This window comes from Flavobacterium sp. GT3P67 (assembly GCF_004349155.1).
GTDB lineage: Bacteria > Bacteroidota > Bacteroidia > Flavobacteriales > Flavobacteriaceae > Flavobacterium > Flavobacterium ranwuense.
This window is the reverse complement of sequence record NZ_SMLF01000001.1, coordinates 39,702-59,178: the sequence shown is the minus strand read 5'-3', so window position 1 is coordinate 59,178 and position 19,477 is coordinate 39,702. Positions and strand designations below refer to the sequence as shown.

At 34.2% G+C, this 19,477-nt stretch carries 12 protein-coding genes; all 12 read left to right on the top strand.

The genetic code is table 11. The features are described from left to right. The first annotated feature begins 41 nt into the window (after positions 1 to 41). Entirely contained in the window at positions 42 to 1,256 is a 1,215-nt protein-coding gene (locus tag E0H99_RS00270; protein WP_131990266.1) for an MFS transporter, read from the top strand. Next, positions 1,253 to 3,118, top strand: a complete 1,866-nt coding sequence (locus tag E0H99_RS00265) for a trehalase family glycosidase (protein WP_131990265.1) — start codon at positions 1,253 to 1,255, stop codon at positions 3,116 to 3,118. The genes E0H99_RS00270 and E0H99_RS00265 overlap by 4 nt, the downstream gene beginning before the upstream one ends. A 73-nt stretch (positions 3,119 to 3,191) precedes the next feature. Then, a complete protein-coding gene (locus E0H99_RS00260) occupies positions 3,192 to 3,617 on the top strand; it encodes a CBS domain-containing protein (RefSeq protein ID WP_131990264.1) in 426 nt (141 codons plus the stop codon). 159 nt (positions 3,618 to 3,776) lie between these two features. Then, a complete protein-coding gene (locus tag E0H99_RS00255; RefSeq protein ID WP_131990263.1) occupies positions 3,777 to 6,065 on the top strand; it encodes an NADP-dependent malic enzyme in 2,289 nt (762 codons plus the stop codon). A 96-nt stretch (positions 6,066 to 6,161) separates the two neighbouring features. Beyond that, positions 6,162 to 6,743 (top strand): Holliday junction branch migration protein RuvA, encoded by a 582-nt coding sequence (gene ruvA, locus E0H99_RS00250; RefSeq protein ID WP_131990262.1) that lies wholly within the window; start codon positions 6,162 to 6,164, stop codon positions 6,741 to 6,743. 24 nt (positions 6,744 to 6,767) lie between these two features. Then, positions 6,768 to 13,922, top strand: a complete 7,155-nt coding sequence (gene sprA, locus E0H99_RS00245; RefSeq protein ID WP_131990261.1) for a cell surface protein SprA — start codon at positions 6,768 to 6,770, stop codon at positions 13,920 to 13,922. Positions 13,923 to 14,015: 93 nt separating this feature from the next. Beyond that, positions 14,016 to 14,396, top strand: a complete 381-nt coding sequence (gene gcvH, locus E0H99_RS00240) for a glycine cleavage system protein GcvH (RefSeq protein ID WP_131990260.1) — start codon at positions 14,016 to 14,018, stop codon at positions 14,394 to 14,396. Between the two features lie 13 nt (positions 14,397 to 14,409). Beyond that, positions 14,410 to 14,766, top strand: coding sequence for a VanZ family protein (locus E0H99_RS00235; RefSeq protein ID WP_240723417.1), 357 nt, complete (start codon positions 14,410 to 14,412; stop codon positions 14,764 to 14,766). Between the two features lie 221 nt (positions 14,767 to 14,987). Next, positions 14,988 to 15,731, top strand: coding sequence for a deoxyribose-phosphate aldolase (gene deoC / locus E0H99_RS00230; protein ID WP_131990258.1), 744 nt, complete (start codon positions 14,988 to 14,990; stop codon positions 15,729 to 15,731). Positions 15,732 to 15,750: 19 nt separating this feature from the next. Beyond that, complete coding sequence (locus E0H99_RS00225) at positions 15,751 to 17,874, top strand: gliding motility protein RemB (RefSeq protein WP_131990257.1); 2,124 nt, start codon at positions 15,751 to 15,753, stop codon at positions 17,872 to 17,874. Positions 17,875 to 17,956: 82 nt separating this feature from the next. Further along, the gene (gene cyoE, locus E0H99_RS00220) at positions 17,957 to 18,859 is read left to right on the top strand and encodes a heme o synthase (RefSeq protein WP_131990256.1); all 903 of its coding nucleotides are present in this window, start codon (positions 17,957 to 17,959) and stop codon (positions 18,857 to 18,859) included. A gap of 2 nt (positions 18,860 to 18,861) precedes the next feature. Continuing rightward, positions 18,862 to 19,449: a heme-copper oxidase subunit III gene (locus E0H99_RS00215; RefSeq protein ID WP_131990255.1), complete on the top strand. Its 588-nt coding sequence runs from the start codon at positions 18,862 to 18,864 to the stop codon at positions 19,447 to 19,449. Positions 19,450 to 19,477 lie beyond the last annotated feature (28 nt).

Sequence of the window (19,477 nt, the reverse complement as noted above, 5' to 3'; positions counted from 1 at the left end):
GTTTAAAATCGGAATTGTCCAAATGATTAAAAAAATAAAATATGAAAAAAAATGCTGTCAAAATTGCGATGTATCTCAATTATTTTGTGTTTGCAATATTATTAAATAGTGTTGGGATTGTTATACTAAAATCGCAAGCAAATTATGGGGTGGATGAAGTGCAAGCCAGTATTCTAGAAGCATTCAAGGATATGCCTATTGCGATAGTTTCCTTTTTGATAGCGTCATTTTTGCCAAGAATAGGATATAAAAGAGCCATGCTTATTGGATTAGCATTGGTGTCAATAGCTTGTGTAAACATGTATTTTGGTAATTCGTTTGATACCGCAAAATTGCTTTTTGCTACAGTTGGTGTTTCTTTTGCTTTAATAAAAGTCTCCGTTTATTCCCTAATTGGAACAGTTACAAAAAATGAGCAGGAACACAATAGTTTGATGAGTAGTATTGAAGGTGTTTTTATGATAGGAATTGCGTTGGCTTACTTTTTATTTCCCGCTTTCAATTCAGAAACAAATCCTGATTCTTGGTTAAATGTATATTGGCTGTTAGCTGGAATTTCAGTAGTGTCATTTGGTTTTTTGTTTTTTACCAAATTCGAAAACCAAACCGAAATTCCCGGAGTTGACTTAGCGGATGATTTTAAAGAAATGTTTAAATTATTGGCTAAACTGCTAACAATAATTTTCGTAATCAGTGCTTTCTTTTTTGTTATGATTGAACAGGGAATTATGTCTTGGTTGCCTACTTTCAATAGTAAAGTGTTACATCTTCCGGAGAATATCAGCATAATGATGGCGAGTATTTTGGCTATCTCATTGGCCGTTGGCCGACTTCTAGCCGGGGTGATTACTAAAAGAATCAATTGGATTTGGGTACTCAGTTTTTGTATCGTAGCGGCTATGCTTATTGTAATTTTTGTGCTTCCTAAAACGGTTGGATTGGATGTAAAAAAAATCAATTCGCTTGGCGATATTCCACTAATAGGATTTGCTTTCCCGTTAGTTGGACTTTTTATTGCACCCATTTACCCGCTATTAAATTCAGTAGTTTTGAGTGCTTTGCCAAAAAAATCACACAGTTCCATGACCGGTTTAATTGTTGTTTTTTCTGCTCTTGGGGGAACATTGGGTTCTAGAGTTATGGGCTATTTGTTTAAAAATGAAGGTCCTGAAACTGCATTTTATTACACATTAATTCCAATGTCATTATTGCTTGTTTCTTTCTATATTCTAAAAAAACTAACTTCAAAAAAATGAAACTCTTACTCAATATAGACAAAGTATTCCATGAATTATTACTTCAGGAAGATACAGATAAAGATAAAAAAATCACTAAAGATGATAATGGGCTTAAAAAGTTTGTTTTAGTTGATGAAAATACAAAAAGAGAAATTGTTATTGAGGGAACGTATCATTTGTCAAATTTACTTCAGGAATTGGCTTTGTTAAAAGAAAATAAAGTCGCTAAAGGGGAGGTAGATTTGAGCCGTATTCAAGAGAATCCAGTTGAACGAATTTCGAGGAAAATTAGAGAAGATTATTGGAATGAATTGACCAGAACTATCGATAGAAAAGGGTTAAATCAAATTCTTAAAGATGAAAAAACGACTAATGAAGTTCCTACACTTTATGTCTCTGCAAAAGACAAGCAAGGTGTTGTCTATTTTCAGGAATTGGAAAAAGAACTTCAGAATTTTAAAGTAGGTATTTTGCCGGAAAATTTTTCGATGGAATATGTAGATACATTAAATACAAAGCCAGGTATTTTGGCTTTAGCTTTAGAGCAAAAAACAGACAGTTTACATGGAGTGCCTTTTGTAGTTCCCGGAGGAAGATTTAATGAGATGTATGGCTGGGATAGTTATTTTATTGGTGTTGGTTTAATTATAGACAATCAACTGGAAAAAGCGATGTCCATTGCCGAAAATTTTAAATACCAAATCATACATTACGGTAAGATTCTAAATGCAAACAGAAGTTATTATTTGACAAGAACGCAGCCACCATTGTATTCTTCGCTGATAATCGAAATTGTAAAAAAGAAAACACCAAGTTTAGAATGGTTGAGAAGTCATCTAGAAACAGTTGTTTTGGAGTATAATACGGTTTGGATGGTTCAAGGAAAACGATTGACACCAACAGGTTTAAACCGATACAAAGCAGATGGAGTGGGGATGCCTTTTGAAGTGGAACCGGGACATTTTGATGATGTTTTAGAGCCCTATGCTAAAAAATATAATTTACCAATTCGAGAGTTTGAAAAACAATATTTAAACAGAACTCTTGTTGATGCTGAACTTGATACATATTTCGTTCATGACCGTAGCTTGAGAGAAAGCGGTCACGATACAACCGATAGACTTATAAATACATGTGCAAATTTGAACTCGGTAGACATCAATAGTTTTCTTTATAAATATGAAAAGGACATTGCTTATTTGATAAAGGAGTATTTCAGTAATGCTTTCCAAAGTGGAGCTGTGGTATATACTTCCGAAGAATGGGAACAAAAAGCGCTTTTTAGAAAAGAAAAAATTGATGAATTGTGTTGGAATGAAGAATTAAGCATGTATTTTGATTATGATTTTGTAAATAAAAGACAATTTCCATTTGAAGCAGCAACTACATTTTTTCCTTTATGGGCGGGGTTGTGCAATGAACATCAAGCTAAAAAATTAATAGAAATTGCTTTACCACAATTTATAAAAACCGGAGGTATTACAGGAAGTACTAAGTCTAGTGTGGCGCATGTTTCAAGTGATGCTCCGCAACGACAATGGGATTATCCATTTGGTTGGGCGCCGCATCAAATATTATTGTGGGAGGGTCTGATTAACTACAAATTCTTTGATAAGGCTCAAGAAATGGTCTACAGATGGTTGTGGTTAATAACCAAAAATGCGGTAGAATACAACGGAACTATTCCTGAAAAATTTGATTTAGAAATCAGTTCACACAAAGTTTTTGCGGAATATGGTAATGTAGGAACTGAATTTGATTACATCGCCAAGGAAGGGTTTGGTTGGGTAAATGCATCGTATCAATATGGATTGCAAATTTTGGATGCCAAATTAAAAGCTAAATTGGCAGAGTTGATTTCACCTGATGATTTATTTTAGTGCTGAAAAAATATATTTTTGTTGTTTGAATGCATATTTTTTTTAACTTTATAATTCACTAAATGAATCTATTATGACTGTTAATCAAATTTTAAGCACCAAGGGGAAGGGAGTTTATTCCATACTTTCCACTAACACTGTATACGAAGCATTGACAGTGATGAGCGAGAAAAACATCGGAGCTATTCTTATCATTGAGGATACCGTTTTGAAAGGAGTTTTGTCTGAAAGAGATTATGCTCGAAAAATTGTTCTGAAAGCTAAGTCATCAAAGAAAGCCTTTGTGCATGAAATCATGGAAACAGATGTAGTGACAGTAAGTCCATCGGATAATTTAGATTATTGTATGGAGTTGATGAGTACAAAACGGGTGAGGCATTTGCCTGTACTGGAAGATAATGTCGTAATTGGGATTATCTCCATCAGTGACGTAGTAAAAGCGATTATCGAATTGCAAAAAGATACCATTCAGCATTTAAACTCTTACATTACACAATAAAAGTTAAATTGTCCAACAAATAAAAATAGCTGCAAATTTTGCAGCTATTTTTATTTGGATCATTAGGGCAAGCCTGATTTTTTATAAAACATTAGTATAAAAGCTTCCTTTTTAAAGCAAGTCTTATATCTTTGTGAACTAGAATAAAATCTAAAAACAATGGACAAAAATAGCAAAAGAAGAGAAGCATTATTATACCACGCAAAGCCAACTCCTGGTAAAATTCAAGTAGTTCCTACAAAGAAATATGCAACACAAAGAGATTTATCTTTGGCGTATTCCCCGGGTGTCGCTGAGCCGTGTTTAGAAATTGCAAAAGACGTAAACAACGTTTATAAATATACAGCAAAAGGAAACTTAGTGGCTGTAATCACAAACGGAACTGCCGTTTTAGGATTGGGTGACATTGGTCCCGAAGCCTCTAAGCCAGTAATGGAAGGGAAAGGGTTGTTGTTTAAAATTTTTGCTGATATTGATGTATTTGACATCGAAATTGGAACAAAAGATATTGAAGAATTCATCCAAACGGTTAAAAATATAGCGCCAACTTTTGGGGGTATTAATTTGGAAGATATTAAAGCACCTGAGTCTTTTGAAATTGAAAGACGATTGGTTGAAGAATTGAATATTCCTGTAATGCACGATGATCAGCACGGTACTGCTATCATATCATCGGCGGCATTGTTGAATGCTTTGGAATTAGCAGGTAAAAAAGCGGAAGATGTAAAAATGGTCGTTTCAGGAGCAGGTTCTGCGGCGCTTGCTTGTGCTAATTTATATGTTTTATTGGGTGTGAAATTAGAAAATATTTTGATGTTTAATAGTAAAGGTGTTTTGACAAAAGACAATCCGTCACTATCCGTTTTACAACAAAAATATGCCCAAGACATAAAACCGATAAGTCTTGAAGAAGCATTAGTGGGGGCAGATCTTTTTTTAGGATTGTCATCAGGTGATATCATGACTCCAAAAATGTTGCTTGGAATGGCCGAAAATCCCATCGTTTTTGCGATGGCAAATCCAGATCCGGAAATAGATTATAACCTTGCTGTTGCCACACGTAAGGATATTATAATGGCAACAGGCCGTTCTGACTTTCCTAATCAAGTAAATAATGTTCTTGGATTTCCCTATATTTTTAGAGGCGCATTAGATGTTCGTGCTACCAAAATAAATGAGGAGATGAAAATGGCGGCTGTAAGAGCGCTTGCTGCATTAGCAAAAGAATCGGTTCCGGAACAAGTGAATATTGCTTACGGAGCCACTAAATTGGTTTTTGGAAAAGAATATATTATTCCTTCTCCGTTCGATCCTAGATTGATAACTGTTGTTGCGCCAGCTGTTGCAAAAGCAGCTATGGATTCCGGAGTAGCATTAAACCCTATAACCGATTGGGAAAAGTACAAAGAAGAGCTTTTAGATCGTTTAGGGAATGATAATAAAATGGTTCGATTGATAGCTAATAGAGCTAAAATGGATCCTAAAAAAATTGTTTTTGCTGAGGCGGATCATTTAGATGTTCTTAAAGCAGCACAAATTGTATTAGAAGAAGGGATAGGTTTTCCTATTTTACTAGGAAACAAAGAAACTATTTTAGAATTAAAAGAAGAACTAGGTTTTTATGCTGATGTACCGATTATAGATCCAAAAATTAAAGAAGAGGAAGCCAGAAGAAATAAGTTTGCCACAACGTATTGGACATCCAGACAAAGAAGAGGGATTTCATTATTGGATGCTCAGAAGTTAATGCGTGAAAGAAACTATTTCGCGGCCATGATGGTCAATGAAGGAGAAGCGGATGCATTAGTAACGGGATATTCCAGAAGTTATCCATCGGTAGTTAAACCTATATTACAGCTTATCGAAAAAGCACCTGGCGCTTCTCTAGTTGCCACTACAAATATGATGATGACGGCTCGTGGGCCAATGTTTTTGTCGGATACTGCTATAAACATCAATCCATCTGCAGATGATTTGGCTAAAATTGCCATTATGACTGCAAAAACAGCTAGAATGTTTGGAGTAGAGCCGGTAATTGCGATGATATCCTACTCGAATTTTGGGTCTTCAACGAATGAAAGCGCTTCAAAAGTGAGAGAAGCTGTTGCTTATTTGCATAAAAATCATCCTGAGATGATTATTGATGGAGAACTTCAGGCGGATTTTGCATTGAACCCTGAAATGTTAAAAGAAAAATTCCCTTTTTCTAAGTTAGCAGGGAAGAAAGTAAATACTTTAATTTTTCCTAATCTGGAATCGGCAAACATTACCTATAAATTATTGAAAGAATTGAATAAGGTAGACTCAATAGGACCTATTATGTTAGGAATGGGAAAACCAGTTCATATATTTCAATTAGGTGCAAGTGTAGAGGAAATGGTCAACATGGCGGCAATTGCGGTGATAGATGCTCAGGAGAAAGGGAAGAAAAAAGTAAATTTAATTTAGTTTAATAATCTTTAAACTTTAAGAGCAGTTTAATTGCTAAATATAATAAAATAATGTGCTAATTTTATTATATTTGGTGATATATTTATATAATTAATGATAGCACATTTACAAGGAAAATTAGTAGAGAAATCGCCCACGCAAATAATTATTGATTGTGGAGGAGTTGGTTATCATGTAAATATTTCTTTACATACATATTCTTTGCTTCCAAATACGGATTTTATAAAAGTATATACGCATCTTCAAATAAAAGAGGATGCGCATACACTTTTTGGTTTTGTGGAAAAGTCAGAAAGAGAGATTTTCAAAATGCTATTATCAGTCTCTGGAATAGGAGCGAGTATAGCAAGAACAATGCTTTCTTCATTAGACCCAAAACAAATTACCAATGCAATTGCATCAGGTGATGTGGTAACCATTCAATCTATAAAAGGGATAGGGAGTAAAACAGCGCAACGAGTAATACTGGATTTGAAAGATAAGGTATTAAAATTGTATGATTTAGATGAAGTTTCTATGTCGCAAAGCAATACAAATCGAGATGAGGCGTTATCAGCTTTGGAAGTTTTGGGGTTTTTACGAAAATCTTCAGAAAGGGTTGTAGAAAAGATTGTCAAAGATGACCCAGAGGCTTCTGTGGAGTCAATCATCAAGAAAGCTTTAAAAAACTTATAGAGGTATTCAAGTAACACGAGTTATATGCATAAAATTTGTATTTTTTTGCTTGTATTATTCTGTGGTTTTGCATCGCAAGCCCAAGTAAATCAAGCAGCTCAGGATACCGCTAAAACTGGATTTTCTATTGGGAAAGTTCAGCTGAAAAACCCAAAGAGTATTCTCTCAGCCTATACCTATGACCCTATTACAGATAGGTATATTTACACTAATTCTGTTGATGGATTCTCTATCAATTATCCTATTATATTGACGCCGAAAGAATATGAAAAATTGGTTTTAAAGGAATCAATGCGTGATTATTTCAAAAAAAAGGTGGATGCTATTGAAGGTAAAAAAGAAGGCAGTGAGGAAGGTAAAAAAGATTTATTGCCAAGATATTATGTGAAATCCGGGCTTTTTGAATCTATTTTTGGAAGTAATACCATTGATGTAAAACCGACGGGATCTATAGAAATGGATTTAGGAATGCGGTATACCAAACAAGATAACCCCTCTTTTTCTCCTAGAAACAGATCGAATCTTTCTTTCGATTTTGATCAAAGAATAAGTATGAGTTTGATGGGTAAAGTAGGAACTCGACTTAATGTAAATGCTAATTACGATACGCAATCAACATTTGCTTTTCAAAACTTAATGAAGTTGGAATATGCACCTTCGGAAGACGATATTATCCAAAAAATCGAAGTAGGAAATGTGAGTATGCCCTTGAATAGTTCTTTGATTCGAGGAGCGCAAAGTTTATTTGGTGTAAAAACACAATTGCAATTTGGAAAAACGACTATTACCGGAGTTTTTTCAGAGCAAAAATCACAAACGAAAAGTTTAATTGCTCAAGGAGGAGGGACAATTCAAGATTTTGATATGTTTGCATTGGACTATGATAATGACAGACACTTTTTCTTATCCCAATATTTTAGAAACAGATACGATAAATCATTAGTAAATTACCCTTTTATAGACAGTAGAGTTCAAATTACCCGACTGGAAATTTGGGTAACCAACAAACAAAATAGAGTAGTAGTTACCAATAATAACCTCAGAAATATTATTGCACTTCAGGATTTAGGGGAAGCGCAATTAAATGGTTTAGCGGATAATGAAGTGGTTGTTTTAGATCCTATTCCTTCCAGTCCTCCATTTTTTATTGCAGGACCGGATACTCCAACAGATAATAAAAACAATGCATATAATCCTGAATTAATACAAGTCGGTGGTGGTTTATTGAATCCAAATATTCGTGAAATCGTAACATCAAACTCAGGTTTTAATGTCACTGTAAGCGAAGGACAGGATTATTCAAAATTAGAAAACGCTCGAAAGTTAAATCCAAATGAATATACCTATAACCCACAATTAGGTTATATTTCATTACAACAGAGATTGGCTAATGACGAAGTTTTGGCAGTTGCCTATCAATATACAATTGGAGATCAAGTGTATCAAGTGGGTGAATTTGGAAATGATGGAGTAGATGCGACAGTAGTCACAGGGGACAGCCCTTCAAATCAAGCCATTATTTCTCAAAGTTTGATTTTGAAAATGTTGAAAAGTAATTTGACCAATGTTAAAAATCCAGTTTGGAACCTGATGATGAAAAACATCTATCAGATTCCAGGTGCTTATCAAGTAAAACAAGAAGATTTTAGATTTAACATTCTTTATACGGATCCTTCACCCTTAAATTATATTACTGAAGTTCCGGGAAGTCCTTTTCCACCGAATCCGTTGCCTCAAAATGAAGTTGCCGAAACGCCTTTGTTAAAAGTATTTAACTTGGATAAATTAAATTATAACAATGATCCTCAAGCTGGAGGTGATGGTTTTTTTGATTTTTTGCCGGGCTTAACGATGGATGCTCAATACGGAAGAATTATTTTTACTACCAAAGAACCATTTGGGGAACTGCTGTTTTCTAAATTATCAAATACAGGTTCTGGTGAAAATTATAACAATACTAGTTCTTATAATGAAAATCAAAAGAAGTATGTGTTTCGTAGTATGTACCGAAATACACAATCTGGAGCTTTACAGGACAGTGATAAAAATAAATTTTTATTAAGAGGGAAATATAAATCATCTGGGGGAGACGGGATACCAATTGGTGCTTTAAATGTGCCGCAAGGTTCTGTTGTGGTGACCGCAGCTGGTAGAGTTTTAGTTGAAGGAATTGATTATAGTGTAAATTATCAATTAGGAAGAGTGCAGATTTTAGATCCGTCACTTCAAGCTTCAAATACACCTATCGAAGTGTCACTGGAAAACAATTCAGTTTTTGGTTTACAGACCAGAAGGTTTATGGGCGTAAATGTGGAACACAAAATTTCAGATAATTTCTTGATTGGCGGAACTTTTCTTAAGATGACTGAAAGACCATTTACTCAAAAATCCAGCTTTGGTCAGGAATCAGTTAACAATACTATTTTTGGATTCAATTCTAATTTTTCAACTGAAGTTCCTTTCTTGACACGATTGGTAAACAAATTGCCAAATGTAGATACTGATGTACCTTCTAATCTTTCCGTAAGAGGTGAAATTGCTTTTTTGAAACCAGATACTCCAAAAGCAGACCAATTTCAGGGTGAGTCTACTATTTATGTAGATGATTTCGAGGGTTCTCAATCCACTATTGATATGCGTTCTCCGTATGCTTGGAGTCTGGCATCAACACCGGAAAGAAATACCACGAGCACGTATGATTTCAATGCGAGCGCCAATGATTTAAGTTATGGATTTAAAAGAGCCAAATTAGCGTGGTATTCAATAGATCCTATATTCTATACTCAAAAGCCAACAGGAATTTCAAATGAAGATTTGTCGTTCAACAATACCAGAAGAATTTTTAGTGAGGAATTGTATCCTTTGACAGATATTGCACAAGGTCAGTCACAAGTCGTGAATACATTAGATTTAAGTTATTATCCTTCAGATAGAGGTCCGTATAATAACAGTTTAAATTCGGCTGCAAATCCAAGAGATAATTTTGGAGGAATTATGCGATCGTTAAATTCGACTAATTTCGAACAAGGAAATGTTGAATATATCCAGTTTTGGGTATTAGATCCTTATGTAGGAAATGGTCAGGTACCGCAATCTAATACGGGAAAAATTTATTTCAATTTAGGGGAAATATCCGAAGATGTTTTGAAAGATGGAAGAAAACAATATGAAAATGGGCTTGGACCAGATCAGATATTGGTAAACCCTCGACCGCTATGGGGAGATGTTCCAGCTTCTCAATCTTTAATTTATGCTTTTGATACTAATGCAGCAAATAGAACAAATCAGGATATTGGTCTGGATGGTTTGGCTGATGCCAATGAAGGAGCTGTATATACAAATTTCGCTTCGGAGTTAGACCCAGCAGCAGATGACTATACGTTTTATTTGAATGCTTCAGGAGGAATTTTAGACCGATATAAAATGTATAATGGCACTGATGGAAACTCAGTAGTTGATATTAATGATCCAAACAGAGGATCGACAACTGTTCCGGATGTGGAGGATATCAACAGGGATAATACCATGAACACGATCAATGCCTATTACGAATATAGTATCGATATTCAGCCAAACATGAATGTGGGACAAAATTATATTACTGATATAAGAAATACGCAAGTGACTTTACCGGATGGTTCGATTACAGAAGCGAGATGGTTGCAGTTTAAAATACCGGTTTCACAACCTGAAAACACGATAGGAAATATTTCTGATTTTAGATCCATACGCTTCATGAGAATGTTTATGACAGGTTTTAGTGAAGAAGTAACGGTTCGTTTTGGTGCACTTGATTTAGTGCGAGGAGAATGGAGAAGATATACCAATACGCTTGATTTTAATGACACTAATGTTGCTGATGATGATACTAATCTAGATGTTTTAGCGGTTAATGTTCAGGAAAATAATGAGAGATGTCCAATAAATTATATTGTTCCTCCAGGAGTACAACGGGAACAATTATACAACAACAACACTGTTATCAATCAAAATGAGCAGTCGTTGGCGTTGAGAGTATCTGGGAATGGATTAGAACCAGAAGATTCAAGAGCAGTTTTTAAAAATGTAAGTATTGACATGCGTCAATTCAAGAAACTGAAAATGTTTTTACATGCTGAATCATTGCCAAATGAAATTGTGCTTCAAGACAATCAAATGGTTGGATTCATCCGTTTTGGAAATGACTTTACTCAAAATTTCTATCAAATTGAAATTCCTTTAAAAGTGACGAGTCCATCTTCTGCTTCAAATACAGATTGTTCTCCTTTGAGCGCTGAGGAAGTTTGGCCTGAGGAGAATGAGATAGATTTGTCATTGGCTTTATTAACAAAATTGAAGATTCTTGCAATGAGTATCAATCCGAGTACATTGCCCTTAGATGGTATTTATTATCCGGATAATGATCCAGCAAATCCAACAGGCGACGGAAGTGATAGATTGCGATTGGGTATAAAAGGAAATCCTAATTTTGGATTAGTGCGAACGCTGATGGTTGGTCTAAAAAACAACGAATCCCGAAATGATATCAAAGGAGAAGTTTGGTTTAATGAACTTCGCTTAGCTGATATGGATAATCAAGGCGGAATGGCTGCTGTATTGAATGTAGATACAAATTTAGCTGATTTTGCTACAGTTTCTGCTTCAGGTAAAAAGAGCACTATTGGTTTTGGTACTTTGGAACAAGGGCCAAACGAAAGAAACCGTGAGGACACTGAACAGTATAGTATTGTGACTAATGTAAATCTTGGTAAATTATTGCCTCCAAAATGGCAAATTAATCTGCCTTTCAATTATGCTATTGGCGAAGAAACCATAACTCCGGAATACGATCCTTTTAATCAAGACATAAAGCTAAAACAATTGCTTGATAACACGGCTGATCAGAACGAAAAAGACAATATCGAAAAAAGAGCTATTGATTATACAAAACGTAAAAGCATAAACTTCATTGGGGTTAGGAAAGACCGAAGTCCAGAACAAAAACAGCGTGTGTATGATCCGGAGAACTTTACTTTTTCCCAATCTTTTAATGAAGTAGAAAGACATGATTTTGAAATTGAAGATTATGTAGACCAACAGGTAAATACATCGGTGGACTATGCTTATACTTTTAAACCAAAATCAGTAGAGCCTTTTAAGAATACAAAATTCATGAAAAAAAGTAATTATTGGAAATTGTTAAGCGATTTCAATTTTAATTATTTGCCTTCTAATATATCGTTCAATAGCAATATCATCAGACAGTACAACCGTCAACAATTTAGACAGGTAGATGTGGAAGGAATTGGGCTGGATCCTTTGTATCGAAGAAATTTTGCTTTCAATTATCAATATGGATTTAATTATAATTTGACTAAATCTTTGAAATTAAATTATACGGCTTCATCCGGTAATATTGTAAAAAATTATTTGAATGAAGACAATGAGCCTATAGACACTTTTACAATCTGGGACAGTTATTGGGATATTGGAGATCCAAATCAACACATGCAACAATTAGTTGTGAATTATGAAATTCCAATAAATAAAATTCCATTATTTAGTTTTGTCAAAGCCAATTATACTTATACGGGAGACTACAGCTGGCAACGTACTTCTAATGCATTGTCTCAAATAGAAATTGAAGGGAACAGTTATAATTTAGGGAACACCATTCAAAATGCGAGTTCAAACAATTTGAATGCAACTTTCAATATGGATACGTTGTATAAATATTTAGGGCTGACAATAAACACAAATAAAACAGTCCCAAAACCTAAAACGACAGCCCCAAAACCAGGTGAAAAAATAGTAAATACAAATGCTAATCAAGTTCCAAAAAACAATGAATTCGTAGATGGTTTTATAGGTGTTTTGACCAGTATTAAAAATATTCAAATGAATTACACTTATAACAGCGGTACGGTTTTACCAGGATATACACCAAGTATAGGGTTTCTTGGTTCGTCAAGACCGTCGTTAGGATTTATTTTTGGAAGCCAGGATGATGTGCGATATGAAGCTGCCAAAAATGGTTGGTTAACTAACTATCCTGATTTTAACCAAAATTTTTCTCAAGTAACCAATAAATTATTTAAAGCTACGGCAAATGTAGATTTATTGCCGGATTTAAAAATTGATCTGACATTAGACCGCGCTTATTCCGAAAATTTCTCAGAACAGTATGATGTTACAGATGGTATTTATAATCCTAGATCTCCATATAATACAGGTATTTTTTCAATTTCTACGGTGTTGATAAAAACTTCATTTTCGACTAGTGATGAAAATTCATCGGTTGCATTTGATGATTTTAGAATTAACAGACTTACCGTTGCAAATCGATTAGCTACCCAACGAGGAATTGACATTAATAATCCAGTTAATCTGGACCCAGATGGATTTCCGTTAGGGTATGGAAAAAACAATCAAGCTGTCTTGTTGCCTGCATTTTTAGCGGCTTATTCGGGAGGAAATGCTTCGGATGTTTCTCTTGGAATTTTTAGAAACTTCCCAATTCCAAACTGGTCAATAAAATACAATGGTTTGATGCGTTATGGACTGTTTAAAAAGAATTTCAAACGTTTTTCTTTGCAGCATAATTACAGAGCTTCTTATACGATAAATGCGTTTAGATCAAATTTTGAATATGACAAAGACCCAGATGGAGTGGATGCGAGTGGTAACTTTTTCAATCAAACCATAATGTCAAATATTAACTTGGTAGAACAATTTAATCCATTGTTGAGAATGGATTTTGAATTGAAAAGTTCATTAAAAGTATTGGCCGAAATCAAAAAAGACAGAGCATTGTCAATGAGTTTTGATAATAATTTGTTGACAGAAGTTAAAGGAATAGAATATGTTGTAGGATTGGGTTATCGTTTCAAAGACGTGATTTTCTCTTCCAGATTGGCCGATAATCCAACAGGAATAATAAAAAGTGATATCAATTTGAAAGCGGATGTAACCTATAGAAACAATCAGACGATTGTTAGATATTTGGACTATGACAACAATCAATTGGCAGGAGGGCAGAATATATGGTCTTTGACGGTCAAAGCAGATTACTCTTTCAGCAAAAATCTAACGGCTATTTTCTATTATGACCACTCTTTTTCGAAAGCAGTAATATCAACTTCTTTTCCGTTGACAAATGTTCGTTCCGGAATCACACTTCGTTATAATTTTGGGAATTAATTTTTCTAAAACTGAACAATTTTTGAATAGAAGATTATTACATTTGTGCCATAAAATTAAATTATCAATAAATAATTATCAATTACAATTTATATGAACATACCAGTAAATTTAAAGTACACTAAAGATCACGAATGGATTAGTATTGATGGCGATACTGCAACTGTAGGAATCACTGATTTTGCACAAAAAGAATTAGGAGATATCGTTTATGTTGAAGTTGAAACTTTAGACCAGACTTTAGACAAAGATGAGGTTTTCGGTACAGTGGAAGCAGTTAAAACTGTTTCTGATTTGTTTCTTCCATTAGCAGGTGAAATTATTGCTTTCAACGACGCTCTTGAAAGTACTCCGGAAAGTGTTAATTCTGATCCTTATGGAGCTGGATGGATGATCAAAATAAAAATTGCAAATATGGCAGAAGTAGATGATTTATTATCTAGTGAATCATACAAAGAGCTTATTGGTGCCTAAACAAATATATTTTTTGGCAGTATTATTATGGGCTGGAGTTATTGCTTTTTTTTGTTTAGTTCAACTGAATAATGTTCCGTTAGGAGATGTTTCAAATCTAGATAAATTAGTGCATGTCTTTTTTCATTTTGTTTTAACGATGCTTTGTTTTTTGTTTTTTCAAAAACAGACAAATGCTGTAAACAGTTTAAAACCTATAATAGTTTCTTTTCTGGTTTCTGTTTTTTTTGGAATAGGTATTGAAATTGCGCAAGAATTATTAACCGCTACCAGACATGCAGATGTATTTGATGTTTTAGCAAATTTATCTGGTGCAATTTTAGGAGTAGCTTTTATCATTTTATTGGATTTAAAAACGAAATTCAGATAAAATTCAATTTAAATAGAGTCCCACTTTGGTGGGACTTTTTATTTTATAGCATTCAGAAACACGAATGTTTATTTAGTTTAGCTGGTCTTTCTTTTTAAAGCATATAAAAACTTCAGTTCTAGCGTTAAAAAAAAATAGTAAAATTTTATATTCAACTTATGTGTATATAAAATGTATTTTTGTGAGTCATAATCTGCTATAATTAAGAAATCAAAAGCGCAATGAATATCAAGCAATATTTAGATTCTACCTATTTAAAAACGGCGAAACAAGCGGGACTCAGCGAAGAAGAAAATACTTTGGTAGTCAAAGGATTTATCCAAGAAGCAATCGAGGAGCATTTTAAGCTTATTATGATTCGTCCTAATATGGTTTCTTTGGCAAAAAAAATGATTGTTGAGGCAAATTCAGTTGTGTCAATAGGAACAGTTATCGATTTTCCAGAAGGCAAATCTTCATTAGAAAATAAACTTAATGAAGCTCTTCAAGCGATACATGATGGTGCTGATGATTTAGATTTTGTATGCAATTATGAAGCTTTCAAAAGAGGAGAGGCCGACTTGGTAAAAGAAGAAATTCTGAAATGCACCCAATTAGGTTTAGATAATAATAAAGTAGTAAAGTGGATTATTGAAGTGGCAGCTCTTAGTGATAAAGAAATTATCCAGTTATCCAGTTTGATAAAAAATGTAATTGTTTCTAATTTTAAACAAGAGCTTTTTGCTTCGGTTTTTGTGAAGTCTTCTACGGGATTTTATAAAACAGAAAATAATTTGCCAAACGGCGCGACTATTCCCTCGATAATGATGATGCTTGAAAACGCATCGCCCCTTCCGGTGAAAGCTGCAGGAGGTGTGAGAACTTATGAAGAAGCGGTTATGATGATTCAATTAGGAGTGAAAAGGATAGGTACATCAGGTGCGAAAATTATTGCTAACGGACAAAATTCACATAATGAATATTAAATTCACAAAATTCATAAACATGAAAAAAAGGTTGTTAGTTTTCTTTTTATTTTTGTATTCCTTTTTTGCATATTCCCAAGATTTAAATACTACTTCAGTGCAATCTGGCAATTCGGCGGAGCGATTTCCTGTTTTTCCTGATTGTGTAAATTTACAATCGAAAGTATTAGAAAATTGTTTTTACAATCAAGTTCAGGATTTTGTTTTTCAAAATTTTCAAATTCCGGATAATTTAAAACAAAATAACTTTAAGGGGAATGTAAAAGTCCTTTTTGAAGTAGACAGCAATGGTGTTTTTAAAGTGATTTATGTTGATGCTGTTGATGAGGCATTGATAAAAGAAACAAAAAGGGTTTTTGGGACATTTCCAAAAATAGAACCGTCAACGTATAACGGAAAACCAACCTATTCTAAGTTTACCATCACTATTACTATACCCTTAAAAAGTAGAGGAGAACTCGAAGCTGAAGCTTTGGCGAAAGCCGAAATGGTTTCAAATAACAAACCAAAACTTACTGAATTAGATAGTATTGTATATAAAAAGTTCAATAATCCGGAGTTTGAAAGCTATTTGAATGTTCCTTTTTCGCATAGTTATTACGCACAATTTGATGGTTCTTTAAATCAAGTGGGAAGTAATAATCACACTGCTTCAAAACCATATACATATGCTGAGGTTTCAAAATATTATGATCTGAAAGCAGTTAATGAAAAGATAAAAAAGAAAGCTTCAGGTTGGTGGGCAAGAAAATTATGGAATGAGAGTACGGTAGAAATCCAAGGAGAAGGATATTGGTTTACACTAAATCCTATACTTGATTTACAGGTTGGGAAAGCTTCAAAAAGTGAGGCGTCTTATACATACGTAAACACACGCGGAATAAATTTTAGAGGAGGTTTGGGCAAGCAGCTTAACTTTTCGACCACGGTTTTTGAAAGTCAAGGGCGTTTTGCGGGTTACTTCAATCGTTATGCTGAATCTATTAGACCTGCGGGAGGAAATCCTGCTATTATTCCTGGGATAGGAATTGCAAAAGATTTCAAAACGGATGGATATGATTTTCCTTTGGCGGAAGCCAATTTGACTTTTGCACCCAGTAAACATATTGATTTACAATTGGGTTATGGCAGAAATTTTATTGGGGACGGATACCGTTCTTTGTTAGAAAGTGATGGCGCCAGTCCGTATCCTTATTTTAAATTGAATACTAATTTTTGGAAAATAAAATATACCAATACTTACATGTGGCTCAAGGATGTTCGTCCTGAGGTGACATTAGAAAGAACGTATGCCACAAAATTTATGGCAAACCATTATTTGAGTTGGAATGTTTCGAATAAACTGAATCTTGGTTTTTTCGAATCGGTAATTTGGACCAATTCGAATGACAGGGGATTTGATGTGAGTTTTGTAAATCCTATTATTTTTTATCGTTCGGTTGAATTTGCTTCTTCAGCCAGAAGCGGAAATGCAGTTTTAGGGTTGACTTTTAAGTACAAATGGAGCAATCAAATTAACTTTTACGGACAGTTTATTCTAGATGAATTTTCTCTTGGAGATATCAAAGAAGGAGATAATAGTTGGAAAAATAAATATGGATATCAGCTGGGTGTGAAGTACTACAATGCATTCAAAGTAGATAATTTACTATTACAATTAGAATACAATCATGTACGTCCCTATGTGTATTCTCATAGTATGCCAATTACAAATTACGGTCATAACAACCAAAGTATTGGGCATCAATGGGGAGGGAATTTCAAGGAATTTATCGCTATAGCGCGCTTTCATAAAGGAAGGCTTTTTGCTGATGCAAAAGTTACTGTGGGGACTCGAGGTTTGGATTTTGATACAGCCGAAGACAGTTTTAATTACGGAGGAAATATCTATAAAGATTACGATGAGAAAAGAGCTTTTGATAGTGGTGTAAAAGTAGGTCAGGGAAATAAAACGGCTGTTTTTATTGCTGATTTTCAAGGGGGTTATTTAGTGAATCCATCGACGAACCTGAAGCTTTTTGGAAGTTATATTTATAGAAGTTTTGATCCTACAAAAAACACGGCAACAACTTTCACTGAAAGCACCAATTGGTTTACTTTAGGACTGAGAGCTGATATTTTTAATTGGTATTTTGATTATTAATCTTTTTGTGAATTGTTTTTTGTCAAATCCCTTTTGATACACTACTTTTGCAGAAGTTTTTAAAAACAAACAAACTCTAGTATTGAACGCAACACAAAATACATTTTCATTAAAATCCATTTATATTGATTTCCGAGAGATCACTAAGGCGCGTTTAGCTATTAGTGTTGTCTTTTCGTCTATTGCTGGATTTATGCTTGGGATTTATGATTTGCATTCATTAGATTGGGTGGTTTTATTAAAATTGGCAGTTGGTGGATACTGTATGGTGGGGGCATCAAATGCTTTTAACCAAGTTATCGAAAAAGACCTTGATGCCTTGATGGATAGAACGAAAAATCGTCCCGTTCCAGCTGGCAGAATGTCTCAGGTTGCAGCTTTGATTATTGCGAGTCTTTTGACGATTGTTGGAATTGCGTTGCTTTATACAATCAATCCAAAAACCGCTATGTTTGGCGCCATTTCAATATTTTTATATACAAGCGTTTATACTCCTATGAAAACGATGACCTCGTTGTCTGTTTTTGTTGGAGCTTTTCCTGGAGCAATTCCTTTTATGTTGGGATGGGTTGCGGCAACGGGAGAATTTGGGATAGAAGCAGGAACTTTATTTTTAATTCAGTTTTTTTGGCAATTTCCACATTTTTGGGCTATTGGATGGTTTTTGTATGAAGATTATGAGAAAGCAGGTTTCTTCATGTTGCCTACAGGTAAAAAAGACAAAGGAACAGCCTTGCAGATTATTTTATATACGGTTTGGTTAATTTTAGCGTCACTTTTACCCGTTTTTGGTTATACTGGGCGTTTATACATAACGCCAATTGCTGCGATTGTTGTATTTTTACTGGGACTATGGATGCTTTTTTATGCTGTTCGGTTGTACAAATTAAGAACTGCAAAAGCAGCAAGAACATTAATGTTAGTTAGTGTTTCTTATATTACATTGTTACAATTGGTTTATATATTTGATAAATTTTTAAGATAGTTATGGAGATGATAATGACAGCTGAGGAGCAAAAATCCAGAACGGCAAGATCCTATAAATTGATTTTGTTATTTGCAATGGTAAGTATGACCATGATGTTTGCAGGACTTACGAGTGCTTTTGTAGTGAGTAAATCCAGAGCGGACTGGTTGAAGGATTTTCAATTACCAATAGCGTTTTATTACAGTACTGTTGCAATAATAGGATGTAGCGTTACTTTTTATTTGGCTAAAAAAGCGATTCAGAAAAACAATCAAAGTAAAACGACAATTTTTCTTTTGACTACATTAGTTCTAGGAATATTGTTTGTAATTTTACAGTTCGTAGGATTTGGACAAATAGTGGATAATGGGTATTATTTCACCGGAAGTGGAAGCTCAATAACCACGACTTTTTTATACGTTGTTACGGTTGTGCACTTGATTCACCTTGCTGGTGGCGTGATTTCACTTCTAATTATAATTTATAATCATTTTAAACAAAAATACAATTCATCTCAAACCCTTGGAATTGAACTTGGTGCAATGTACTGGCACTTTCTTGACTTATTATGGGTTTATTTGTTTTTGTTTTTATATTTCTTTAAATAAGAAAAAAACGTAAATTTGGGAACTTTTT